Origin of the sequence: Knoellia tibetensis (assembly GCF_048606415.1) — a bacterium.
In the GTDB taxonomy this organism is placed as follows: domain Bacteria; phylum Actinomycetota; class Actinomycetes; order Actinomycetales; family Dermatophilaceae; genus Knoellia; species Knoellia tibetensis.
Genome location: NZ_JBMBWF010000001.1, coordinates 1,194,168 through 1,217,673, shown reverse-complemented (window position 1 = coordinate 1,217,673; position 23,506 = coordinate 1,194,168). Strand labels below are relative to the sequence as shown.

21 protein-coding genes are annotated in these 23,506 nt (G+C 74.1%); 10 read left to right on the top strand and 11 right to left on the bottom strand.

What is annotated here, in order from left to right:
* The first annotated feature begins 17 nt into the window (after window positions 1-17).
* Both ACOJV7_RS05840 and ACOJV7_RS05835 read left to right on the top strand, forming a co-directional pair.
* On the top strand, window positions 18-1,385 hold the full coding sequence (locus ACOJV7_RS05840) for an APC family permease (RefSeq protein ID WP_420189192.1): 1,368 nt from the start codon (window positions 18-20) through the stop codon (window positions 1,383-1,385).
* A 128-nt stretch (window positions 1,386-1,513) separates the two neighbouring features.
* Window positions 1,514-2,569: a UDP-glucuronic acid decarboxylase family protein gene (locus ACOJV7_RS05835; RefSeq protein WP_420189191.1), complete on the top strand. Its 1,056-nt coding sequence runs from the start codon at window positions 1,514-1,516 to the stop codon at window positions 2,567-2,569.
* Here ACOJV7_RS05835 and ACOJV7_RS05830 read toward each other — a convergent pair.
* The 8 genes from ACOJV7_RS05830 to ACOJV7_RS05795 are packed head-to-tail and all read right to left on the bottom strand — an operon-like array spanning window position 2,541 to window position 12,601.
* The gene (locus ACOJV7_RS05830; RefSeq protein ID WP_420189190.1) at window positions 2,541-3,494 is read right to left on the bottom strand and encodes a glycosyltransferase family 9 protein; all 954 of its coding nucleotides are present in this window, start codon (window positions 3,492-3,494) and stop codon (window positions 2,541-2,543) included. The genes ACOJV7_RS05835 and ACOJV7_RS05830 overlap by 29 nt on opposite strands.
* Window positions 3,491-4,189, bottom strand: a complete 699-nt coding sequence (locus ACOJV7_RS05825; protein WP_420189189.1) for an SDR family oxidoreductase — start codon at window positions 4,187-4,189, stop codon at window positions 3,491-3,493. Before ACOJV7_RS05825 ends, ACOJV7_RS05830 begins: the two co-directional genes overlap by 4 nt.
* Window positions 4,179-5,516: a PfkB family carbohydrate kinase gene (locus ACOJV7_RS05820; protein ID WP_420189188.1), complete on the bottom strand. Its 1,338-nt coding sequence runs from the start codon at window positions 5,514-5,516 to the stop codon at window positions 4,179-4,181. The genes ACOJV7_RS05825 and ACOJV7_RS05820 overlap by 11 nt, the downstream gene beginning before the upstream one ends.
* A 1-nt stretch (window position 5,517) precedes the next feature.
* The gene (locus ACOJV7_RS05815; protein WP_420189187.1) at window positions 5,518-7,353 is read right to left on the bottom strand and encodes a glycosyltransferase; all 1,836 of its coding nucleotides are present in this window, start codon (window positions 7,351-7,353) and stop codon (window positions 5,518-5,520) included.
* Window positions 7,350-8,333, bottom strand: a complete 984-nt coding sequence (locus tag ACOJV7_RS05810; RefSeq protein ID WP_420189186.1) for a glycosyltransferase — start codon at window positions 8,331-8,333, stop codon at window positions 7,350-7,352. Before ACOJV7_RS05810 ends, ACOJV7_RS05815 begins: the two co-directional genes overlap by 4 nt.
* Complete coding sequence (locus tag ACOJV7_RS05805; RefSeq protein WP_420189185.1) at window positions 8,330-9,418, bottom strand: glycosyltransferase family 9 protein; 1,089 nt, start codon at window positions 9,416-9,418, stop codon at window positions 8,330-8,332. The genes ACOJV7_RS05810 and ACOJV7_RS05805 overlap by 4 nt, the downstream gene beginning before the upstream one ends.
* Window positions 9,411-10,937: an HAD-IIIA family hydrolase gene (locus ACOJV7_RS05800; RefSeq protein WP_420189184.1), complete on the bottom strand. Its 1,527-nt coding sequence runs from the start codon at window positions 10,935-10,937 to the stop codon at window positions 9,411-9,413. The genes ACOJV7_RS05805 and ACOJV7_RS05800 overlap by 8 nt, the downstream gene beginning before the upstream one ends.
* Window positions 10,934-12,601: a carbamoyltransferase family protein gene (locus ACOJV7_RS05795; protein WP_420189183.1), complete on the bottom strand. Its 1,668-nt coding sequence runs from the start codon at window positions 12,599-12,601 to the stop codon at window positions 10,934-10,936. Before ACOJV7_RS05795 ends, ACOJV7_RS05800 begins: the two co-directional genes overlap by 4 nt.
* 129 nt (window positions 12,602-12,730) lie before the next feature.
* Between ACOJV7_RS05795 and ACOJV7_RS05790 the strand changes: the two genes are divergently transcribed.
* The 3 genes from ACOJV7_RS05790 to ACOJV7_RS05780 all read left to right on the top strand — a co-directional run bounded on the left by ACOJV7_RS05790 (window position 12,731) and on the right by ACOJV7_RS05780 (window position 15,768).
* The gene (locus tag ACOJV7_RS05790) at window positions 12,731-14,086 is read left to right on the top strand and encodes an aldehyde dehydrogenase family protein (protein WP_420189182.1); all 1,356 of its coding nucleotides are present in this window, start codon (window positions 12,731-12,733) and stop codon (window positions 14,084-14,086) included.
* 81 nt (window positions 14,087-14,167) lie between these two features.
* Window positions 14,168-14,983: an SDR family NAD(P)-dependent oxidoreductase gene (locus tag ACOJV7_RS05785; RefSeq protein ID WP_420189181.1), complete on the top strand. Its 816-nt coding sequence runs from the start codon at window positions 14,168-14,170 to the stop codon at window positions 14,981-14,983.
* A complete protein-coding gene (locus ACOJV7_RS05780) occupies window positions 14,980-15,768 on the top strand; it encodes a 2-oxo acid dehydrogenase subunit E2 (RefSeq protein WP_420189180.1) in 789 nt (262 codons plus the stop codon). The genes ACOJV7_RS05785 and ACOJV7_RS05780 overlap by 4 nt, the downstream gene beginning before the upstream one ends.
* 12 nt (window positions 15,769-15,780) lie before the next feature.
* Here the strand turns inward: ACOJV7_RS05780 and larC are convergent, their stop codons facing one another.
* Both larC and ACOJV7_RS05770 read right to left on the bottom strand, forming a co-directional pair.
* The gene (gene larC, locus ACOJV7_RS05775; protein ID WP_420189179.1) at window positions 15,781-17,031 is read right to left on the bottom strand and encodes a nickel pincer cofactor biosynthesis protein LarC; all 1,251 of its coding nucleotides are present in this window, start codon (window positions 17,029-17,031) and stop codon (window positions 15,781-15,783) included.
* Window positions 17,032-17,099: 68 nt separating this feature from the next.
* Window positions 17,100-18,404, bottom strand: a complete 1,305-nt coding sequence (locus ACOJV7_RS05770) for a lactate racemase domain-containing protein (protein ID WP_420189178.1) — start codon at window positions 18,402-18,404, stop codon at window positions 17,100-17,102.
* A gap of 106 nt (window positions 18,405-18,510) precedes the next feature.
* Between ACOJV7_RS05770 and larE the strand changes: the two genes are divergently transcribed.
* The 3 genes from larE to ACOJV7_RS05755 all read left to right on the top strand — a co-directional run bounded on the left by larE (window position 18,511) and on the right by ACOJV7_RS05755 (window position 21,022).
* The gene (gene larE, locus ACOJV7_RS05765; RefSeq protein ID WP_420189177.1) at window positions 18,511-19,359 is read left to right on the top strand and encodes an ATP-dependent sacrificial sulfur transferase LarE; all 849 of its coding nucleotides are present in this window, start codon (window positions 18,511-18,513) and stop codon (window positions 19,357-19,359) included.
* Window positions 19,360-19,384: 25 nt separating this feature from the next.
* Complete coding sequence (gene larB / locus ACOJV7_RS05760; RefSeq protein ID WP_420189176.1) at window positions 19,385-20,074, top strand: nickel pincer cofactor biosynthesis protein LarB; 690 nt, start codon at window positions 19,385-19,387, stop codon at window positions 20,072-20,074.
* A gap of 78 nt (window positions 20,075-20,152) precedes the next feature.
* A complete protein-coding gene (locus ACOJV7_RS05755; RefSeq protein WP_420189175.1) occupies window positions 20,153-21,022 on the top strand; it encodes a dimethylarginine dimethylaminohydrolase family protein in 870 nt (289 codons plus the stop codon).
* Window positions 21,023-21,106: 84 nt separating this feature from the next.
* On the opposite strand, the gene ACOJV7_RS05750 is transcribed toward ACOJV7_RS05755, so the two are convergent.
* A complete protein-coding gene (locus ACOJV7_RS05750; RefSeq protein ID WP_420189174.1) occupies window positions 21,107-21,274 on the bottom strand; it encodes a hypothetical protein in 168 nt (55 codons plus the stop codon).
* A 48-nt stretch (window positions 21,275-21,322) separates the two neighbouring features.
* On the opposite strand from ACOJV7_RS05750, the gene ACOJV7_RS05745 reads away from it, so the two are divergent.
* Both ACOJV7_RS05745 and ACOJV7_RS05740 read left to right on the top strand, forming a co-directional pair.
* Window positions 21,323-21,991, top strand: a complete 669-nt coding sequence (locus ACOJV7_RS05745; protein ID WP_420189173.1) for a hypothetical protein — start codon at window positions 21,323-21,325, stop codon at window positions 21,989-21,991.
* Between the two features lie 155 nt (window positions 21,992-22,146).
* Complete coding sequence (locus ACOJV7_RS05740; protein ID WP_420189172.1) at window positions 22,147-23,478, top strand: acyl-CoA dehydrogenase family protein; 1,332 nt, start codon at window positions 22,147-22,149, stop codon at window positions 23,476-23,478.
* Window positions 23,479-23,506 lie beyond the last annotated feature (28 nt).

The following is a 23,506-nucleotide window of genomic DNA, read 5'->3' as shown; positions in this document are numbered from 1 at the left end:
GGGCAGAGTGTGGCGACATGGCAACCGACACGCAGATCACCGAGTCCGGCGAGACGGCGACAAGGCTCAGACGGAGCATCACGCCGCTCCTGCTCTTCTTCTTCATCGTGGGCGACACCCTCGGGGCGGGCATCTACACGCTCGTCGGGAGCATGGCGAACGACGTCGGTGGCGCCATCTGGCTGCCGCTCGTCTTCGCGCTCGTTCTGGCCCTCCTCACGGCCGGCACCTACGCCGAGCTCATCACGAAGTACCCGCACGCCGGTGGTGCCGCCCGCTACGCCGAGCGCGCCTTCGACAAGCCGTTCGTCACGTTCCTCATCGGCTGGCTCATGCTGTCGTCGGGGATCACGACCTCCGCGGCTCTGGCGAACGCCTTTGCGGGCGACTACCTCAAGGCGCTCGTCGACCTGCCTGCCATCCCGGTGACGCTCGTCTTCATCGCCGCCCTCATCGCGATCAACCTTCGGGGCGTGCGCGAGTCGCTCATGGCCAACGTCGGCGCGACCGTCATCGAGATGACCGGCCTCATCATCATCATCGTCGTGGCGGCCATCGTCTTCGGGAACGGCGACGCCGACACGGGCCGGCTCACGACCTTCGCCGAGGGCGTCACCCCGCTCCAGGGCGCCTTCGCCGCGACGGTCACGGCGTTCTTCTCGTTCCTCGGGTTCGAGGCCGCGGCCAACATGGCCGAGGAGGTCAAGGAGCCGACGAAGGCCTACCCGCGGGCCCTCTTCGGCGCCATCCTCACCGCCGCCGTCATCTACCTGCTCATCGCCCTCGGTGCCGCTGCAGTGGTCCCGACGGGCGACCTCGCCTCCTCCGAGGGCCCCCTGCTCGAGGTCATCACGTTCTCGGGGCTCAACTTCCCGTCGTGGCTCTTCGGCGCCATCGCGCTCGTCGCGATCGGCAACGGTGCGCTGCTCTTCATGGTCATGGCGAGCCGCGCGACCTACGGCCTCGCCGAGTGCGGCCTGCTGCCGAGCGTCTTCGGCAAGGTCGCCTCGACCCGTCGCACCCCGTGGGTCGCGATCCTCGTCATCGGCGCGATGACGATGGTCATGAGCTTCGTCGGTGACGTCGGCACGCTCGCGGACACGACGGTGCTCCTCCTCGTGCTCGTCTTCATCTCGGCGAACGTCTCGGTGCTCGTGCTCAAGAAGGACACGGTGGAGCACAAGTACTTCCGCACCCCGTCGATCGTCTCGGTCATCGCGCTCGTCGCGAGCGTCGCCCTGCTCACCCAGCAGAGCCTGCAGACGTGGCTCATCAGCGGTGCCTACGTCGTCGTCGGCACCGTCCTCTTCCTCATCGCCCGGGCTGCCCGCGCCCGCGAGGGTGACGTGGAGAAGGCCCACCTCGGGGACGACACGGAGATCTGACCCTCGGGCGAGTCACCACGTCGACCGGCCCCCAGCTCGCGAGAGGTGGGGGCCGTTCGTGTGCCCGAGGCGGTTCGAGCCGCTGGTGCCGGGGTAGGTGGCTGGCAGACCCGACCCGAGGAGCAGCCGTGCCCACGTCTTCGCACACCGGTGCCCAGCCCGACCCGTCCGGAATGTCCGACGAGTCCGGCCTGTCCGCGTCGAACGCCGCGCCCCGCAGCCCGGGTCGCGACTGGCACGGAGGGCACGTCGTCGTCACGGGCGGGGCGGGCTTCCTCGGCAGCCACCTCTGCGAGGCCCTGCTCGACGCCGGGGCGGTCGTCACGTGCCTCGACAACTTCGTCACCGGCTCGCGCGACAACGTCGCGCACCTGCTCGGCCGCGAGGGGTTCCGGGTGGTCCCGTGCGACGTCACCGACTTCGTGCACGTCCCCGGTCACGTCGACACCGTGCTGCACTTCGCGTCGCCGGCGTCGCCGGTGGACTACCTCAAGATCCCGATCGAGACCCTCAAGGTGGGGGCGATCGGCACGTGGCACGCACTGGGACTGGCCAAGGAGAAGGGCGCCCGCTTCGTCCTCGCCTCGACGTCCGAGGTCTACGGTGACCCGCAGGTCCACCCCCAGGGTGAGGGCTACTGGGGGCACGTCAACCCCATCGGGCCCCGAGGGGTCTACGACGAGGGCAAGCGCTACGGCGAGGCGCTCGTCACGGCATACCGGAGCCATGAGGGGGTCGACGCCGGGATCGTGCGGATCTTCAACACCTACGGACCGCGGATGCGGCCCTACGACGGCCGGGCGATCCCGACGTTCATCCGGCAGGCGCTGCTCGAGCAGCCCATCACGGTGGCCGGCGACGGTTCGCAGACGCGCTCCGTGTGCTTCGTCGACGACCTCGTCGCAGGCATCCTCGCCTTCGCCGCCTGCGACTCCCCGGGCCCGGTGAACCTCGGCAACCCGGAGGAGATGTCGGTCCTGCGCATCGCCCAGGACGTCGTCGCCGTCACCGGCTCGCGCTCCGAGGTGAAGTTCGTCGACCTCCCCGTCGACGACCCGCGCGTGCGCCGGCCCGACACGACACGTGCGACCGAGCTGCTGGGCTGGCAGCCGCGGACGCCGTGGCGGACCGGACTGCAGCAGACCGTCGAGTGGTTCAGGGGACTCGAGCTCGAGGCGGGCTGAGGGCCGGCTCGTCCAGGAGCGAGGCGGCCGCGGCAAGGACCTCGTCGACCGTGATGGCGGCCAGTCGGGGGTCGAGCTCGCTGCCGTGGGGGTCGCCGGGGCCGTCGGACGCCTCGGGGCGCCAGAGGACGCGGTGCAGCGTCGGGTCGATGCGTGGCCCCCACGCCGCTGGTGCCACCGGGCCGAAGAGCAGGACGGACGGGGTGGCGCGGGCGGTCGCGAGGTGAGCGGTGCCGGTGTCCCCGCAGAGCACCAGGTCCGCCGAGCCGACGAGCTCGTCCAGTCCGGCGAGATCGTCCTCGCCGCAACGGTTCTCGACGCCCGGAGCTGCTGCGACCTGCTCGCACAGCTCGCGCTCCGGGGCCGTCCCGGTGACGACGACGGCACGACCCCGCCCGGCCATCGCACCGGCCACCTCGGCCCAGCGGGCGGCAGGCCACCGACGTGACGGCGATGCCGCACCGGGGTGGACGACGACGTGGTGCCCGCGGCGCCCGACCGGCCCGAGCCGGAGGTCCTCCGGGGAGCAGAAGCCGCCCGCCTCGCGGACGAGCCGGACCCACCGGTCGACCTCGTGGTCCTCGTCAGGCCAGGGCAGCCCGTCGTCCACGCCCGCCTCGTCGCACCGGAATGCCACGAGCTCGGCCGGAGCGAGGTCGAGGAGCAGCCGGTGGCTCTCAGGGCCGCGCCCGTGAAGATTGACCGCGACGTCGGGTGGCGGCCCGTCCCACTCCAGCGGCTCGAGCCCACGGGTGGGCAGCACGCGGTCGACCACCGCGAGCGACCGCAGCCAGCCGCCCACCTCCGGAGGCGCGGCGAGCACGAGCTCGGCCTCGGGCCAGCGGCGCCGGACCCCGCGCAGGGCCGGGACGCCGGTGAGGGCGTCGCCGAGCCCCAGCGCGCGCAGGACGAGGACGGTGCTCACGGCCAGGACGGCTCCGTCGAGCTGGCGACGACGAGCTCGCGCACCTCGCAGCCGGGGGGCTGGCGCAGGGCGAACGTGACGACCTCGGCCACGTCCGCAGGGTCGTTGAGCTGCGCGTCCGGCCCAGGCTTGTACTGCTCCGTCCGGCCGTCGAAGAAGTGCGTCCGCATGCCGCCGGGCACGAGCAGGGTGACCCCGACCCGGCCGGCGAGCTCCATGGCGAGCGCCCGCGTGAACCCCACGACCCCGAACTTCGAGGCGCAGTATGCCGTCGCGTCACCTGCCGCTCGCAGGCCGAGGGTCGACGCCACCGTGACGACGGTGCCGCCCGCCTCCTCCAGGGCGGGCAGGCAGGCCCTGATGACGGCCGCCGTGCCGAGGAGGTTGACCCTGACGACGCGCTCCCACGCGTCGACGGGGATCTCGCCGAGCGGCCCGCACGCGTCGGTGCCGGCGGCCGTGACGACGGCCGACGGCGGGCCCACCCTCTCGGTGAGGTCGGCGACCGCCCGCTCGGCCGCAGCCGAGTCGGAGAGGTCGGCGACGGCATACGGGATCGACGTGTCCTCGGGCGGGGCGATGTCGATGACGGCCGGTCGGCCGCCCGCCTTGGCGACGGCGGCGACGACGGCGGCACCGAGGCCGCTGGATCCGCCGGTGACGTAGACGGTGCCGAGGGGTCGTTCAGCTGGCACGGTGGCCTCCTTGGGTGAGCCGGGTGATGGTGGCGGTCGTCGACCGCCCGGGGAGCTGGGGAAGGGTCTGCACGCGGCCGCCCCACGAGCGGACGACCGGTGTCTCGGGGAGGTCGTCGACGGCGTAGTCGCCGCCCTTGACCCAGACGTCGGGGCGAAGGTGCCTCAGGGCATCGATGGGCGTGTCCTCGTCGAAGACGACGACCCGGTCGACGCAGGCGAGGGCCGAGAGGACCGCCGCCCGGTCCTCGACGGTGTTGACCGGCCGGCCGGTGCCCTTGAGGCGGCGGACGGAGCGGTCGCTGTTGAGGAGCACGACGAGCTCGTCACCGAGGGCGGCGGCGGCGGTGAGGGTCTCGACGTGACCGGCGTGCAGGACGTCGAAGCAGCCGCCGCTGGCGACGACGGTGCGAGGAGGGGCCGGCGCGGTCGCGGCCGCCCTGGCCGCACGCCATCCCGCCGCCCCGCCGGCGGCGACGAACTCGCCCGCCGCGGCGACGGCGCTCTCCACCGCCTCCTCGGCGCCGCTGCCCCGGCCGAGGGCCAGTGCACAGGTCGAGGCGAAGCGGTCGCCGGCCCCGCACGGGTCGCCCGAGGCGGGCTCGGCCGACACGAGCAACGGGTTCGCGTCGTCCCGCGCCAGCCAGGCCCCCGACTCGCCGCACGTCACGGCGACGGCGTCGACGGTCCAGGACACGCGCAGCTCCTCGGCGAGCTCGTCACCCGAGCCGTCGGGATGACCGCAGGTGGCTCGCGCCTCGTCGAGGTTGGGCGTGACGAGGGCGCAGCCGGGCACCGGCGGACCGCCCTTCGGGTGCGGGTCCCACACCACCGGTGCGTGCGCTGCCCTCGCGCCGAGCGCTGCCCGCACCTCGGGGTCGGCGCTCGTCCCGGCGCCGTAGCAGGAGACGAGCACGACGTCGGCGTCCTCGATCGCGTCCCGGGCCTCCGGTGACAGGGCGCCGGTGGGTGCTGCCGGGCCGCCGCGGTCGAGACGCAGCAGCGACTGGCCGGCGGCCCGGACCCGGCACTTCTCGCGCGTGGGACCGTCCTGCCCCAGCGCGACGACACGGACCCCGGCCTCGCCGAGCAGCGCCACGAGCAGCGCGCCGGGCTCGTCGTCCGCGACGGGGCAGACGAGGGTCACGTCGGCGCCGTCACCGGCGGCGAGCACCGCCGTCAGCCCGGCGCCCCCGGGTGACGTCTGCTCGCGGTCGAGGTCGACCACGGGGACGGGCGCGTCGGGGCAGATGCGCTCGACGGTGCCGAGGAGGTCGCGGTCGAGCACGACGTCCCCGACGACGGTCAGTCGGATCCCCTGCGCCACGTCAGGGTGCTCCCGCCGCCGTCATGGCCCCGCGTGCGGACAGCGAGGCGTCGAGGGCGGCGCACAGCGCGTGCACCGCGACGAGCTGGACCTCCTGAACCGCGGCGGTGGAGGGCGCCGACAGGGTGAGGGCCTCGTCGGCGAGGCTCGCGAGCGGGTTCGGCGCCGGGCCGGTCATCGCCCAGACGCTCATCCCGATCTCGTGTCCACGCTTGGCGGCGTGCAGGACGTTGCTGCTCGACCCGCTCGTCGAGAGGAGCACGAGGATGTCGCCGGGGCGGCCGTGGGCCTCGACCTGACGGGCGAAGACCTCGTCGGGCCCGTAGTCGTTGAGGATCGCGGTGAGGCTCGACGTCTCGGCGGTGAGCGCGATGGCAGACAGCGGTCGACGCTCGTCGCGGTAGCGGCCGACGAGCTCGGCGGTGAGGTGCTGCGCCTCCGCGGCGCTGCCACCGTTGCCTGCGGCGAGCAGCCGGCTGCCGCCGACGAGGGCGGTCGCGAGGCGCTCACCCCACGAGCGGATGAGGGCCGCCTGGCCGAGCAGGGAGTCCATGCCCGCGCGCAGCTCGCCCGTGTGCGACTCGAGCCACTCCCGCGTCTCGCAGGTCGCCTCGACGGTGGGTCGGCACAGCTGCGCGAGGGCGTCCTCGGTGTGCCGGGCGACGACCGACCAGTCGAAGCGCTCGACAGCACGGGCCCGCGCCGCGGCACCCCAGCGGGTGCGGAGGTCATCGTCGCCGAGGACCTCCTGGAGCGCACCGACGAGGGCGCTGACGTCATGGGGCGGCACGAGGCGGCCGGTCACCCCGTCACAGACCGAGTCGAGCAGCCCGCCGACGGCGGTGCCGACGAGGGGGCGCCCGCTGGCCGCGGCCTCGAGGGGCGTGATCCCGAACGGCTCGTACCACGGCGTGGCCAGCACGACGTCGGCGAAGCGGTACCACGCCGGCATCTCGTCCTGGGGGACCTGGCCGACGAGGTGCACGCGGTCCAAGACGCCGCACTCCTGCGCGACCAGGCGCAAGCGACGGACCTCGGCGTCGGTGTCGAGACGGTCCTGGGCGCCGCCACCGATGACGAAGAGCTGTGCCTCTGGCAGGTGGGCGAGGGCGCGGACGGCCTCGTCGAAGCCCTTGCGGGGCACGAGACGGCCCGCCGCCAGGAGCCGTGGGCCCGGCGGGAGCGCGTCCAGATCCAGCCCCCCCGGGACCCGGCTCGGGACGGCGGGGCCGAGCGGGGTGAACTGCGTGGTGTCGACGCCACAGGGGACGACCCGCACCCTCGCGGCCGCGACGCCCATGAGGTCGAGCTCGCGGACCTCGTCGCGGCAGGTGGCGATGAGCAGGTCGACGTCACGGCCGATCCGCTGCTCGAGGCTGATGCGGTGCGGCGGGCTCGTGTCCGCCCGCCCCTGGTGCCGGCGCTTGACGGTGCCGAGCGCGTGGAACGTCTGTGCGACAGGGACATTGAGTCCGCGCGTGGCGCGTAGCGACGCGAGCCCCGACATCCAGAAGTGCGCGTGGACGACGTCCGGCAGCCCGTGCCGCTCCCAGTCCCGGCGCATCCAGTCGCCGAACGCGTCCATGAGGGGCAGGAGGTCGTCCTTGGGCACCGGCCGCGCCGGGCCGACGGGGACGTGCACGACGTGGGCTCCCGGACCGAGCTCGACGCGCTCGGCGAGGTCGGGGTCGTCCCGCCGGGTGTAGACGTCGACCTCGTGGCCCAGACGGGCCAGCTCCCGGGCGAGGGCGGCGACGTGGACGTTCTGTCCTCCGGCGTCGACACCGCCGAGGACGGCGAGCGGACTGGCGTGCTCCGAGACCATGGTGATCTTCACGACGCAACCTCCTTGAGGATCTGGTCCCAGTCCGCGAGGAAGCGGTCGAGACCGTAGTGGGCGAGGACGTGCTCGCGGGCGGCAAGGCCGCGGTCGCGGGCCTCGAGGGGGTCGTCGAGCCAGCGGGCCGCGGTGCGGCGCAGCAGGTCGAGGTCGTTGGTGACGAGACCGGCGGCCGGGGGCACGGCGCGGTGGTGCTCGGTCGTCGCGAGCGCGAGCACCGGCATCCCGAGCGACATGGCCTCGAGCAGCGAGAGGCCGAGGCTCGTCCAGCGGTAGGGGTGCAGATAGGCGCGGTGCCGGCCGAGGCGCGCGTGCAGCGACGCCTGGACGAGGTCGTGGCACCGGCTCCGGCCCAGGCCCGCGAGCCCGTCCTGCTCGGCCCGGGCGCCGAGCTCGTCGGTGCCCATCCCGTAGGCGGTGACGGGCAGGTCGCGCGCGAGGTCGAGGACGATGTCGGTGCCGGCGACCCGCCAGCGCCGCACCGGCTCGTTGACGACGATCGCCAGGTCGGCCTCCTCGCCGGTCCAGCGGTACCCCGCGTCCGCGACGCCGTGCTCGACGACCGACGTCACCGCGTCGCCGCAGTCCCAGGCCATCGCGTTGAACTGGGTGACGTGCACGACCGGCAGCCCGGCCAGGTCGGGCTCCGTGGTCACCGGGTGCTCGCTCCGCACCGCGTGGCCGGTCGGCGCGTTGTGCTCGAGGTAGACGGCGGGGACGTCGTGACCGACCCGCAGCCCGGTCCAGGACCGGAGCAGCTCGGCCTCGTGCGGTCGCTGCAGGACGACGACGTCGACGCCCTCGGCGAGGAGCGCCTCCGGGCCGACCTCGCGGACGGAGGCCGGCCAGTCCCAGGTCTGCGCCCGCCCGCGCCCGTCGGGCCCGCGGTTAGGCACCACCGGGACGACGTAGTCGTGGCCGCCGGAGACGAAGGACGTGGTCCACGAGCCGTGGACGTGCCAGAGGAGGACCTTCACGACGCCCCCTCCGCCCAAGCCGCGTGGACCGGAGCCGTCGTCGGTATGCCGGCCAGCCGCCTCACGGCGTCGCTCACGTCGGTGGCCGAGACCGTCGACAGGCACGGGTGCCCGGGGACCGGGCATTCGCGTGCGCGGGTGCCTCGGCACGCCGCGTGCTGGTCTCCGAGCACGACGTGCGGGACGCCCCACGGCCTCCACCGCTCGAGCGGCACGACCGGGCTGAAAAGGCTGACGACAGGAGTGCCCACCGCGGCGGCGAGGTGCGCCGGGCCGGTGTTGCCGACGACGACCGCCACGGCTCCGGCGATCTCCGCCGCGAGCTCCGCGAGGGAGGTGTGCCCGGCCAGGCAGGTGGCGCCGTCAGGCGTCGCCGCGATGCAGGCCTCCCGCTCGGCGGGACCGCCCGTGACGACGACGTCCCAGCCGTCCGCGAGCAGGGCCAGCGCGGCGGCCCGGGCGAGCCCGGGACCCATCGCGCGACTCGGCACGGAGGCGCCCGGGTGGACGACGACACGCCCCCGTCCGCCGCCGTCGGCGCGCGGGGAGACGGGCAGGGGCCGCAGCCGGAGCCGACCGTCGTCACCGGACGGCAGTGGGAACCCGGCCGCCTCGGCCAGGCGGAGCGCCGCGGCCACCTCGTGACCGCCGTCGGGCCCGCCGTCGTCGTCGCGGCCCGGCAGGCGGCGGTGGCGCACGTCGAGCAGGCTGCCCGGGTGGTCGTCCGACGTCGCCGCGACGGCGGCGATGCCGGCCAGCCGTGCGACGAGCGCCATCGGCAGCGGGCTCTGGTGGTAGGAGGTGAAGACCACCGCGGTGTCGTGGTGCCTCGCCCGCAGGTCCTCGACGAGGGACAGCACGGCTCTGGGGTCCACCGGGGCCGGGTCGAGCCCGGTCCACGACGGGTCGAGGACGAGCACCTCGTCGATGCCCGGCAGGAGCCTCGCGGCCTCGAGGCCGGTCGGGGCGACGAGCAGGTCGAGCCGGCTGCTGCCGGCGCGCAGTGCCCGGAGTGCAGGGCCCATGAGGAGGACGTCACCGTCGCTGTCGAGACGGACGGCGAGGGTGCGGGGAAGGTCAGCCATGCATGCCTCCGAGGGCCAGCTCGACCGCCGACACGAGGTCGGTCGCGACGACCGGCGCGTCCCGGACCTCCTCCGGCAGCGTCGCCGCAGTGGGCACGAGCACCGCCGAGGCGCCGGCCGCCCGGGCAGCCAGCACGTCGGACCCGATGTCGCCGACGACGACGCAGTCACGCGGGTGGACGCCGAGGTCGCGGGCTGCGGCGAGCACGAGCCCCGGCGCCGGCTTGCGGCAGTCGCAGCCGTCGGTGGTGCCGTGCGGGCAGACCCGCCACGTGCCGAACGGCCCGAGCCGGGCCTCGACCTCGGTGTTGACCGCCTGGACGTCCGCCAGGCTGAGCAGGCCGCGAGCCACGCCCGACTGGTTGCTGACGACGCCGAGCCGGAGCCCGGCGCGACGGGCACGCGCCAGGGCCTCCGCCGCACCCGGCACCGGCGACACGCGTTGCGGGTCGCCGTTGTAGGGCACGTCCTCGACGAGCGTGCCGTCACGGTCGAAGAGGATCGCGCGCGGTGCGGGCCGCCACGGCTGCGCCGACCGGTGCCGCCACCAGCCGCGGACCCGGTGGGCCACCGCGGCGACGGGGATGGCCGCGCTCGTCCACAGCATCTCGCCCACCTCGCGGGCGTCCCTCGGTCCCGGCGCGATGCGCCGCGCGGCGAAGTCGGCCGTGAGGATCCCGTATGCCGTCGCGCCGGCTGCCGCCGCCACCTTCCCGCTCCGTGAGCGCGAGAACGCCGCACCGGCGAGGGCCACGGCAGCGGCCGCCGTGGTGGCGACGTGCCAGGGGAGGCGCCCGTGGCCGACCTCGGCCACAACACGCCACTGCCGTCCGTGGAGCCGGCGCATGAGGGCGTCGTCGGCGTTGCCGCGCTGTGCCCTCAGGCTGGCGCCACGGTCGCTCGGTCGCACGGGGTGGGTCGTCGAGCGCTGCCCGACCGTCAGCGTCCAGCCCGCCCTCATCACGCGCAGGGCGAGGTCGGCGTCCTCCCGGTAGGCGCGGGGGAAGCGCTCGTCGAAGCCGTCGACCTCGAGCAGCGCCTCACGGCGGTAGGCCATGTCGGCGGTCGCCCAGCGCGCCTGCTCGAGGCCTGCGGTCGAGCGCTCCCAGTCGGTGGGGCGCCGGTCCCGGGGGAGCGGGACGTGCAGCCGCCCCTGCACGGCTGCACTGGTCTGGGGCGCCGCGAGGAGGTCGGCGACGAGGCCGTCGACCCAGCCGTCCGGCAGCAGCACGTCGTCGTCGACGAAGCAGACCCACGGGGTGTGGCAGAGCCGCCAGCCGAGGTTGCGGGCGGCGGCCGGGCCGCGGCCGAGCCCCGGCACGACGCGGGCCCGGAGCTGCCGCATCAGCCCTGCCGGGACGTCGAGGGGACCGTCCGGCGCCGGGCGGTCGTCGACGACGACGACCTCCACCGGCCTCGGCTCGCCCTGGGCAGCGAGGGTCTCGAGCAGGCGCACGAGGCTCGGTCGTCCCACGGTCGGGACGACGACGGCATACGACAGGGTCTCGGTCCCGGTCATCGGGAGCCGCCGGCGAAGAGGTCGCTCCGCCGCACGAAGTGCGGACCGAGCACGAGGGCGTCGACGGGTGCGGACCCGAAGAGCTCGAGGGCGTCGCGCGGGTCGTCGACCATGGGACGGCCGGCGGTGTTGAGGCTCGTGTTGACGACGACCGGCAGCCCGGTGCGGGACTCGAAGGCGCGCAGCAGCGCGGCGACCCGCGGGGTCGTGGCGTCGTCGATGGTCTGGATGCGGGCCGTGCCGTCGACGTGGACGACGGCCGGGATGCGGTCGCGCCACGCGGGGTCGACGGAGTGCACGAAGAGCATGTAGGGGGAGGGGATCGGGCCGTCCGAGAAGATCTGGGCGGCGCGCTCGGCGAGCACCATCGGCGCGACCGGGCGGAACTGCTCGCGCCCCTTGACGTCGTTGAGCCGCTCGAGGTTCGACGCACGACCCGGGTGGGCCATGAGCGAGCGGTGGCCCAGGGCGCGCGGCCCGAACTCGCTGCGCCCGTCGAACCACGCGAGCACCCCGTCGGATGCCAGCACGTCGGCAGCCGCGGCGGCGAGGTCGTCGGGGGTGGTGAACGGCACGGCCGCGGCACGGAGCCAGCCCGCGAGCTCGTCGTCGGACCAGCCACGGCCCAGCGCGGCGGTCGCCATGGGGTCGGCCGGCGCGTCGTCGTCGGCGGTGACCTGGAGCGCGGCCCCCAGCGCGGTGCCCGCGTCGCCGGCAGCGGGCTGCACCCACACGTCGTCGAAGGCCGTCCCGCGCCAGATCCGGCTGTTGGCCACGCAGTTGAGCGCCGTGCCGCCCGCCATCGCGAGCGTGGAGTCGCCGGTCACCGAGTGCAGCCACTGGGCAAGGTCGACGAGCACCTCCTCGACGACGGCCTGCACGGAGCAGGCGAGGTCGGCGTAGGGCGCGGGCCAGTCGGTCTCGCCGCCGGCGCGGGCCGGGACGAGCTCGGACCAGTCGGGCGCGAGGGCGACGAAGCCACCGTCGCCGGTCGCGTGGATGTGCTCACGCAGGCGCTCGAGGTGGACCGGACGGCCGTAGGACGCGAGGGCCATGACCTTGTACTCGTCGGAGGAGTGCAGGAACCCGAGGTGGGTCGTGAGCGACTCGTAGACGAGCCCGAGGGAGTGCGGCAGCGACTGCGCCGCCAGGGTCTCGAGCCGCCCGTGCTCGTAGCGTCCGGCGAGGTGGGACGCCTGCTCGCCGCGGCCGTCGAGGACGAGGACGCTGCAGGGTCGGCCGTCGCCCGAGAAGGGTCCGGCGAGGGCCGCCGACGCCGCGTGGGCGACGTGGTGCGGCACGAAGCGGACCTTCTCGCGGTCGAGCCCCGGCAAGGAGGCCGCGAGGAAGCCCGGCGCCGACTCGGCGTAGCGCAGCCGCAGGTGGTCCCACGGGTCGTTCAGTCCCATGTCCTCGGCGGGCTTCGCCAGCGACGGGTCGAACGAGTACGCCACCGCGTCGAGGTCACCGGGCGCCAGGCCAGCCTCCTCGAGGCACCACGCCATCGCCCGGTCGGGGAGCTCCCAGGCCGAGAACGGCACCGGTCGCTTGCCGTGCTTGCGCCGCGAGAAGCGCTCCTCCTCGGCAGCCGCCACGATGCGCCCGTCGACGACGAGGGCCGCCGACGGGTCGTGGAAGAGGGCGTTGACTCCCAGAACACGCATGGAGCGCTCCTACCCCGGAGAAGCGGTTCTCACTCCCCCGGAGAGTCGGCCCTCGGCGGTGCGTGGTACGACGGCCCCAGGGGCCGCCGACGACGTTTGACGGGTCCGTCGACCGGGCACCGTGCAGGCATGACGACACTTTCCCGGCCGACCACCACCAGCGACCTCGGTGCGAGCCAGCGCGAGGTCGCCGAGGCGGTCGACCACGCTCGCCGGGCGACGACGGCCTGGCGTCACACGGCGCCGGCCGAGCGCGCCGCCGCGCTGAGGAACGCCGCCGACCTCGTGCGCGACCACGCGGACGAGCTCGGCGAGGAGCTCTGCGCAACGACCGGCCGCCTGCTGCGCGAGTCACGCGAGTCGGCCGTCGTCGCGGCGTCCCTGCTGGACGAGGTGGCCGTCACCGGGCTGGCCGGAGGGCGGTCGCTCGCCGGCGCCGCGGGCTCGGTCGACTGGGTGCGGCGCGAGCCCCGGGGCGTCGTCGGCGTGCTGACGCCGTGGAACGACCCCTTCCCGGCCGCCGCCGGGCTGCTCGGTGCCGCGCTCGTCACCGGCAACACCGTGGTGCACAAGCCCTCCGAGCGCTCGATGGCGCCCGGGCTGAGCCTCGCCCACCTCATCCAGGAGTGCCTGCCCGAGGGCGTGCTCAGCAGCGTCGCGGGGGATGCCGAGGTGGGCCGGGCGATCGTCGACACGGTCGACGTCGTCTGCCACATCGGCAGCAGCGCCGCGGGGCGCGAGATCCGCACCGTGTGCGCCGCGCGTGGGGCGAAGGCGCTCACCGAGAACGGCGGCAAGGACGCCCTCCTCGTGGACGCCGGCGTCGACCCGCGGTGGGCGGCGCAGCAGATCGCGACCGGTGCCTTCACCAACGCCGGCCAGCTGTGCACATCGGTCGAGCGCGTCTACCTCCACGAGGAGGTCGCCGAAGCCGTCACGAGGGAGCTCGTGGCCCTGGCCGAGGCGCTGCGTCCGGGCGACCCGCGCGACGACTCCACGACGCTGTGCCGCCTCGTCGACGAGGCGCAGCTCGACGTCGTGGCCGCCCACGTCGCGGACGCCGTCGAACGCGGCGCTCGCGTGCGGTGCGGCGCCAAGCGCCTCGAGCTCGACGGGGCGTGGTGGGCACCGACCGTGCTCGACCGCTGCCGCGAGGACCTCGACGTCATGACCGAGGAGACCTTCGGGCCCGTCGCCGCGCTGACGACGGTCCGCTCCTGGGAGGACGGGCTCGCCCAGGCCTCGGTGAGCCGCTACGGCCTCGCCGCGACCGTGCTCACGCCCGACACCCGACACGCCCTCCAGGCCATCGAGGAGCTGCCCGTCGGCACCGTCAAGGTCAACGCCGTCTTCGGCGGCGCACCCGGCGGCTCGGCGGACCCGCGCGGCGACAGCGGCGCGGGACGTGGCTACGGACCCGACCTGCTCGACGAGCTCGTCGCCCTCAAGGCGGTGCACTGGGAGCCCGTGCCGCAGTCGTCGTGAGACCGTGCCGACCGTCGAGCCCGGCCGCTCGGTCGCGGCCCTGCGGGCCGCGGCGTCGACGTCCTGGGTGAGACTGTGCGGATGCGGACGTCGAGCGCGCACGTGCTCCTCACAGGGGCCACCGGCACGATCGGTGCTGCCCTGGCCCGGCACCTGGCCGACCGCGGGGCGCGGGTGAGCCTCGTGGCGCGCACACCGGACGCGCTCCGGGCCCTCGCCGACGCGACGGGTGGAAGGGCCTTCGCCGCAGACCTGTGCGACCCCGGGCGCCTGCGTGGTCTGGTCGAGGAGGTCGAGGCCCACGAGGGGCCGGTCGACATCCTCGTCAACAACGCCGGTGTCGAGACGAGTGCCCGTCTGCCCGAGCTCTCCGCCGACCAGCTGCGCACGACGCTCGACCTCAACCTCACCGCGCCTCTCGAGCTGTGCCGACAGGTCCTGCCCGGCATGCTCGCCCGCGGCCGGGGTCACCTCGTCAACATCTCTTCGCTGGCGGGCGTGGCGACGTTCCCCGGGCTCGCTGCCTACGGCGCGAGCAAGGCCGGGCTCACCCACGGGACGTCGGGCCTGCGTGCCGACCTGCGAGGAACACCCGTGGGGACGCTCGCGGTCGAGATCGGTCCCGTCGCCTCCGGGATGATGGAGCGGATCAACCGCCACGGCCCCAGCGCTGCCTCCTTCCGCAGGGTCCTGCGCGCGCGGCTGCTCACCCTGCTCGACCCCGACGACGTCGCCCGCGCGGTGGTGGGTGCGATCGAGCAGGGACGCCCGCACCTCCGCTTGCCGCGGCGTGCCGCGCCGCTCGCCGCGGTGACGGGGGCGCCGAGGGCGATCGCCAGGGTGGCGCTGTCCGGCATACCGACGTCGTCGCACCAGCGCACGGGGAGCGGGGCGTGACCCGCCGCCGCACCCCCATCCGGCGCAAGATCGCGGTCGCGACCTGGCGGCCGTCGCGGGACGGGCGGATCTATGCGCGGATGGAGGTCGACGCCACGGCCTCGCTCGCCTACCTCGAGCGCGTCCGGGCCGAGTCGGGTGAGCGGGTGACGATCACGCACGTCGTCGGGGCGGCGCTCGGCCGGGCCCTCAGGGAGGTGCCCGAGGTGCGGGCCCGCGTCGTGCTGGGCCGCCTCGTCGAGCTCGACACCTGCGACGTGGGGTTCGCGGTCGACATCGAGCAGGGCTCCGACCTCGCGCCGGTCAAGGTGCTCGACGTCGACCGGCTCACACCTCTCGAGGTCGCCCGCCGCCTCGACGCGGGCGCTGCCGGGCTCCGCGACGGCGAGGACCTCGCCTACCGTCGGAGCTCGGGGGTCGTGCGGCTCATGCCGACGTGGCTCATGCGTCCGGCCCTGTCGTTTGCGAGCCTCCTCGCGGGAGGTCTGGGGCGGTCGGCACTGGGACAGCCGGGCTTCCCCCTCGGTACGGCCTTCGTGTCCAACGTCGGCACCTTGGGGCTCGACGAGGCGTTCCTCGCCCCACTGCCCTTCGCCCGCACTCCCGTCTACCTGGCCGTCGGTGCCGTGCAGCCCAGGCCCGTGGCCATCGGGGACGAGGTCGTGGTGCGACCGGTCCTCGTCCTGGTCGCGACCGCCGACCACCGCATCGTCGACGGGGCGCACGCCGGCCGCCTGGCGAGCATCGTCCGTGACCTCCTGCTCGACCCCGAGCGCCTGGGCTGAGGCCCCGGGTCCTCAGTCCTGTCGAGGGCGGTCCGCCGCCGGGTGCCGCAGGGCCTGTGCGGCGGCGTTGGTCTCGTCGAGGACGACCCGAGCCGGTATGCCGGCCGCCCTGGCTGCCGCTCGCACGTCCTCGAACTCGGGGGTCGCGTGCACGACCCGGCCGTCGGGTGCGTGCGAGAGCTTGACCCGCACCTCGTGCCCGCGGACGGTGACGGTCTCCCAGGAGCGTCCGAGGGCGAACCGTTCGACGCGGTGCTCACGCACGCCGAGGGTGGTCGTGCGTTCGAGGACGACGTCGCGCAGGACGGCGCGGAGGCCGTCGGCGCAGAGCACGGACAGGGTGTGGGCCGGACGGCCCTTCTTCATGAGGATCGGGGTGAGCCAGGCGTCGGCCGCGCCGGCGTCGAGGAGGGCCTCGAGGACGCCGGGCCACAGCCGCGGGTCGAGGTCGTCGACGTTGGCCTCGAGGACCCACAGCTCCTCGGGAGTCACGCTGACGAGAGGGGCGGCAACGGCCGGCGCGTCGGACGGGTCCGCGTCGCCGACCCGCGTCCCGAGGACGACCCGGGTGACGTTGGCCCGGCCCTCCACGTCCTTGCTCCCGGCACCGGAGCCCGATGCCGTGACGCGCATCGGCGGCAGCGGCTCGCACCGGCGCGCCAGCCCGCGGACGAGCGCCAGGCCGGTCGGCGTCGCGAGCTCCCCGTCACCGACGGCGGCGACGTCCCAGCCCCTGGCGAGCTCGAGGGTCGCGGGAGCGGGCACTCCGACGAGCCCGTGGCTCGTGCGTGCGGTGCCCGAGCCGAGGGCGACCGGGCCGGCGGTCACCGATGTCACCCCGAGCAGGTCGAGGGCAGCGGCGACGCCGACGACGTCGGCGATCGAGTCCCACGCGCCGACCTCGTGGAAGTGCACGTCGTCGACGGCCACGCCGTGCACGGCGGCCTCGGCCTCGGCGAGCGCATGGAAGACGCGAAGAGCGCTGTCCCGCACCGATTCCGGGATGCCTGCGCCCAGAATGCGCTCACGGATGTCGGACCAGTGCCGGTGCGGCTGGTCCTCGACGAGCACCTCGACGTCGACCTTCACCGCGCGCAGCCCGGCCCGCGTCACCTCGGCGACCGACAGCCGGACGGTCCCCGGAAGCACCGCGTCGACGACGTCCTGGAGCTCGTCCAGCGGCGCTCCGGCGTCGACGAGCGCGCCGAGCAGCATGTCCCCGGCGACGCCGGCGCCGGCGTCGATCCAGAGGTGGGTGGTCATCCGTGCACGGTAGTGGCAGGCGCCCGGTCCCCATCGAGGGACCGTGCACCACGGCATACGAGACGTGGTCAGCGCAGCCGGAAGAGAACCTCGCCGGCGTTGGGCACGACGAACGTGTCGGGGTCGGCCTCCGCCGCGGCGAGGTCGATCGACTCGAGGTCGACCCAGCCGAGGTTGGCGCGACGGCACTGCTCCTCGGGGATGCGCGTCGCCAGCGTGACCTTGACGCGCAGCCGCTCCTCACCGGTCTCCGCGTCGTAGGTGCCCGCGCCACGCAGGTGCGTCGAGTGGGCGAGCGTGCCCCAGTGGACGTGCTTGAACCGGTCCCACTGCTTCACGAAGTAGTCGCGGCAGTGGTAGCCGATGTCGAGGATCTCGGGGTGGCTCGACGAGATCTCGGTGATGTGCGGGGCATAGAGGATGACCTCGCCGCCGTCGGCGACGACCGGCTCGAGCTTGTAGAAGCCCTTGGCCCCGGTCCAGATGTCCTCGTACATCTCGGGGATCACCGAGATGACCCGGGACACCGGCTCGTCGAGGTGGTGCACGTGCGTCGCCGCGCAGACCTCGGCCGCGCTGGCCCACGACGAGATGGTGTCGCCGAAGGAGATCGAGTGCAGGTCGAGGCTGCCCGCCTCACCGACGACGCAAAGGGCGAGCTTCTCGGCGGGCACGAGTGAGGCACCCTCGTTGATGAGCGCGCGCACCGGCGTGATCGACGTCGTGCCGATGATCTCGGCCGAGGTGATGAGGGCGCCGATCCAGTGCGAGACGTCGATGATGTCCTGGCCGGCGACGCCGGGGAAGAAGTACTTGTTGCCGCCCGAGATGCCGACGACCTCGTGGGGGAGGACCGGGCCGACGACGAGCGCGACGTCGTGCTCGACGACCGCCCGGTTGAGGAGCACGGGCACGTCCATCGTGAGCCGGCCCTCGGACAGCTCGGCCAGCCGGGACGCCGGGATCGTCCCGAGGTCGGCGAAGGTCGACTCCTCCCACCACTCGTGGTTGAGCACCGTCATGCCCGGATAGGTCTCCTCGAGCGCGCCCGGCTCGTAGCCGAGGTGCGTGGCGAGCGCCTCCTCGCTCATGGGCTGGTGCGTGCCGAGGGCGATGAGCGTCGTCATCCGGGTCGCCCGTCCGTGGAGGGCGGCGTGGACGGCGCGCATGAGCATCGGCAGCGGGCAGGTCCGGGTCCCGTCGGGCACGACGATGCACACGCTCCTGCCGTCGAGGTCGGTCGCGGCGAGCTGCTCGGCGATGAAGCGCTCGACCTGCTCGGTGGCGAGGACCCCGTGCTCGTCTCCGATCCGGGCCGCCCTCCTCGCCGCCTCGGCGGGGCTCTCGTCGACCGTGCTCGTGCTCGATGTCATGGGCTCACTCTCGCCGCGGGCGGTCGGCGTCCGCAAGGAGGGGGCGTGCCGGTCCCGTCCCGGACGCCGCCGGACCGCGTCGTCGAGCAGGTGAGAAGGTGAAGGCATGGAGGACACGACGTTCGGACCCGACGAGCCCCGGGTCGAGCAGGTCCTGCGTGCCTTCACCTCGTTCGGACGGGTCGGGGTCGCCTACTCGGGCGGTGTCGACTCCGCCACGCTCCTCGCCCTGGCGGCCCGGGCACTCGGGCCCGACCGGGTCGTCGCCGTCCTCGGCGTCTCACCGAGCCTGGCCGCCGACGAGCGCTCGGCCGCGCACGACGTCGCCGCCTTGATCGGCGTCCCCGTCGTCGAGGTGAGGACCCACGAGGGCGACAACCCGGCATACCGGCTCAACGGTCCGGACCGGTGCTTCCACTGCAAGGACGAGCTCTTCACCCGGATCGACGACGCGGTCGTCGAGGCGCACCGGCTCGACGCGGTCGCCTACGGCGAGAACGCCGACGACGCGCAACGCCCCGACCGTCCCGGGTCGCGGGCCGCGACCGAGCACCGCGTCCTGCGGCCGCTCGCCGACGCCGGGCTCGACAAGGCGGCCGTGCGCCGGGTCGCCCGGGTGCTCGCGCTGCCCTGCGCCGACAAGCCCGCCGCGCCCTGCCTCGCCTCGCGCATCCCGCACTTCGAGGAGGTCTCGCCCGAGAAGCTCGCGCAGGTCGAGTCCGCGGAGTCGGGGCTGCGCGCGCTGGGGTTCGTCGACTGCCGCGTGCGCCACCACGGCGACGTGGCCCGGGTCGAGCTGCCGCCCGAGGACATCGCGCGGGCCACCGAGCCCGGCACCCGCGAGGAGGTCGAGGCCGTCGTGCGCGCCTCCGGCTTCCGGTTCGTCGCCGTGGACCTCGGCGGCATCCAGTCGGGTGCGTTCACGCTTCCGCTCGTCGCCACCACCCGCGGCTGAGGCGGCCACGGAGGTGGGCGACGACATGGCGGACCAGCAGTGGGAGCCGGGCGAGGAGCTGCGCGCCATCGCCGAGCTCGACCTCGACCGGTCCGCGCGACGCGGCTACCCCGAGGCGGTCTACTGCGAGGGGAAGACCGCCGACCAGGTCCGGGTCATCGCCGCCGCCGTGGGGGAGCGGGGAGCCCGCACGCTCTTCACCCGTGCGTCACCCGAACACGTCGCCGCCGTCCTCGAGTCCCTGCCCGACGCCGCCCACGACGAGACCGCCCGGCTCGTCGCGTGGCCGGCCGAGCCACCTGAGCCCACGGGCGGGACCGTCCTCGTCGTCGCCGCAGGCACCTCCGACCTGCCCGTCGCGCGCGAGGCGCTGCTCGTCGCACGCCACCTCGGGCGCCGCGCCGACCTCGTCGTCGACGTCGGGATCGCCGGCCTGCACCGCATCCTCGGCCGGCTCGACGAGCTCCGGGCGGCGCGGGCCATCGTCGTCGTCGCCGGCATGGACGGTGCGCTCCCCGGTGTCGTCGCAGGGCTCGTCGCTGCGCCGGTCGTCGCGGTGCCGACGTCGGTGGGCTACGGCGCCGCCTTCGAGGGTCTCGCGCCCCTGCTGACGATGCTCAACAGCTGTGCGCCGGGCGTCGCCGTCGTCAACATCGACAACGGCTACGGCGCCGGCCACATGGCTGCCCAGATCGCCGCTCCCGTTCCTGGCTGAGCCGCGCCTGGGGGTAGCGTGCCCCCCGAGTCTCCGATTCCGTGAGGCGCGCCCTTCACCCCGCACGGGAGTCCGACGGTGTTGAACTCGACGCTGCTCATGTCGTCCGCCCACTTCTTCGGCAACGACCACAAGCTCAACCCCTACTACGAGGACGGCGCGACCGTCGACACGGCGAAGGCCGAGGTCGAGCACGCCGGCATCCGCGAGGCGCTGCGCTCAGCCGGCGCCGAGATTCTCCAGGTCGACGCACCGCCGACGAGCCAGGACGGTGTCTACACCGCCAACTGGGCGCTCGTCCGCGACGGCGTCGCCCTCATGGCCACCCTGCCGCCCTCGCGCAAGAGCGAGGAGCCGTGGGCACGCACGAAGCTCATGGAGCTCGGCTACACCGTCGAGGACCTGCCGCACGCGTGGCGCTTCAGCGGCCAGGGTGACGCCCTCGTCTGCGGCGACCTCGTCTTCTGCGGCGCCGGATACCGTTCCGACGAGCCCGCGCTCGCGTATGCCGCGGAGCGCTTCGGCCTCGAGCGCATCCAGCTCCAGACGCTCCCGCTGCTCAACCCCGACGGGACCCCGCACGTCAACGTCGTCAGCGGCTGGCCCGACAGCTACTGGTACGACATCGACCTCACCCTCGCCGTCCTGCGTGAGCCCGACGCCGACGGACGTGGCCTCATCGCCTACTGCCCCGAGGCGTTCACCCCCGCGAGCCGCGAGCTGCTCGCCCGCCTCGACGCGGTCGACACGATCGAGATCGCGGAGTCCGAGGCCATGGAGTCCTTCGCCTGCAACCTCGTCTCCACCGGCACGACCGTCGTCATGAGCGACAGCGCGCCGCTGCTGCGCGCCGACGTCGAGCGGGCCGGGCTCAACGTCATCACCCCGCACGTCGACGAGCTCGCCAAGGGCGGCGGCTACATCCGCTGCACGAGCCTCTGGGTCTGACCCCCGACCCCCTGCCGCGCACAACTCACCAATTCCTCCCGTTCGGCACGTCTCGTCACGTACCGAACGGGAGGAATTGGTGAGTTAGGTGCGGGGGTGCCGGGCGCGGGCGTGCCTCTCGTGGAGGCGCTCGCGGACCTCGTCGGGCGTGTAGGCCCGCCGCTGTCGCTCGTTGCGCGCGACGACCGCACCCGTCGCGACGACGGACACGACGCCTGCGAGACCGAGCAGCTTCCACCAGTTCGACTGCATGACCGCAGCGTATGCCGGGTGCTCGCGCTCCCGGCATACGCTGCGGTCATGGTTCTCCCGGAGCACACGTCCGAAGGCCTCTCGCTCGACGAGGCCGTCGAGCTCACCCGCACCGGCGACGTGTGGATCTTTAGGGGGCGCTCGGTCGCTGACCGCGCGATCCAGACCGCGACGAACGCGCCGGTCAACCACGTCGGCATGGCCGTCGTCCTCGACGACCTCCCGCCGCTCCTGTGGCACGCCGAGATGGGCAAGTCGCTCCAGGACATGTGGACCGGCGGGCACCACCGCGGTGTCCAGCTGCACGACCTGCGCGCGGCGGTGTCGCGGTGGCAGGAGACCTACGACCAGCGCGCGTGGCTGCGGCAGCTGACGCCCGAGGTGGGCGAAGAGCACGAGGACGCGGTGCTGCGCTGCGTGGCCCGGCTCGACGGCGTCTCGTTCCCCTCGACCGGTCGGCTCGCGTGGCGCTGGCTCACCGGGCGCGACGCGCACGTCTCGGCGCGCGACCTCGACCTCAAGGCGATCCGGCCCGAGGTTGCCTACTGCGCCGAGGTCGTCGCGCTCACCTACGAGGAGATGGGCCTGCTCACGCCGGATGCGCCGATGAACTGGTACGACCCCGGCCGCTTCTGGAGCGGCGACGCCCTGCCGCTCGTGCCCGGGTGGGCGCTCGGCACCGAGATCCCCGTACACCGCGCGGTCGCCACCGGCTGAGGGGCGGGCGCTCGGGAGCGGCGCCTCGGGTTCGGTGCGCACTTCTGGTTACCGACTGACAAGTGTGCGGTACGCTCGGTATCAGGCACTCGGTGTACCGGATACTTTGACCGCACGCCGAGCCGCACCCGAACTCCACGTGGAAGGACGTCAGCATGGCGACGACACCCACCCTCGCCGACCGTGGCCAACGCCTCGGCCTACGACTCATCTCCAAGGCAGGCGGCCTGCCCGTCATGGCGGACCCCAAGGTCCGCGGCCGCGTCGAGCGGATCCTCGGCCGCAGCACCCACGCCGGCTTCCGGGCCCAGGTCGCTGTGGGCCGGGCCTTCAAGCAGGTCAAGGGCTCGGGCGCGGCGACGCGCCCCTCGCCCGTGGCGCGGCGCGGGGTCTTCGACCTCACCCCCACCGAGGACCAGCAGATGCTCCAGGAGGCGACGCGTGAGCTCGCCGACGAGGTGATCCGCCCCGCCGGTTCGCGCGCCGACGCCGAGCGCGCCGTGCCCGAGGAGGTCCGCGAGGCCCTGCAGGAGATGGGGCTCGTGCTCGTCGGTGTGCCCGAGGAGCTCGGCGGCATCGCCGAGGAGCGGTCGGCGGTCGCCGGCGTCCTCGTCCTCGAGCAGCTCGCGCGCGGTGACATGGGCATCGCCGTCGCCCAGATGGGGACGGCCGCCGTCGCCACCGCGCTGGCGCTCTACGGCGACCCCGACCAGCAGGCGACCTACCTCCCGCACTTCACGGGGGACGAGCCCGTCGCAGCGGCGGCGCTCGCGCTGCAGGAGCCCCAGCCGCTCTTCGACCCCTTCGCACTCACGACCACGGCTGTGCCACAGGGCGACTCGCTCGTCATCAACGGCACCAAGGCCCTTGTCGCCAACGCCGACTCCGCCGAGCTCCTCATCGTCTCAGCGATGGTCGAGGGCGAGGCGCGGCTCGTCGTCGTGGAGGCCGCCACCGACGGCGTCACCGTCGAGGACGACCCCGCCATGGGCGTCCGCGCCGCGCGCACCGGCAGGGTCGTGCTCACCGACGTCACCGTCCCGCGGGCCAACCTGCTCGGCACCGCCGACGACCACCGCGACGCCGTGCGGCGCGGGCGGCTCGCCTGGGCCGCGGCCGCTGTGGGCACGGGGCAGGCCGTGCTCGACCAGGTGACCGACTACGTCAAGGAGCGCAAGGCGTTCGGCGAGCCGATCGGCCAGCGCCAGGCCGTGGCCTTCATGGTGGCGGACATCGCCATCGAGCTCGACGGCCTCCGGCTCGCCGTGCTCAAGGCCGCTGCCCGGCTCGACGCCGACGCCGAACCCGCCCAGGTGGCGCAGGTCGTCGGCGAGGTGCGTGCGCTCAATGCGACCCACGCCGCCCGGATCGGCTCGCACGCCGTCCAGCTCCTCGGCGGCCACGGCTTCGTCAAGGACTTCGACAACGAGCGGTGGTACCGCGACCTCCGTGGAGCGGGTGTCCTCGAGGGCACCCTGCTCGTCTGACCGGCATACGCAACCCCCAAGGACTGGA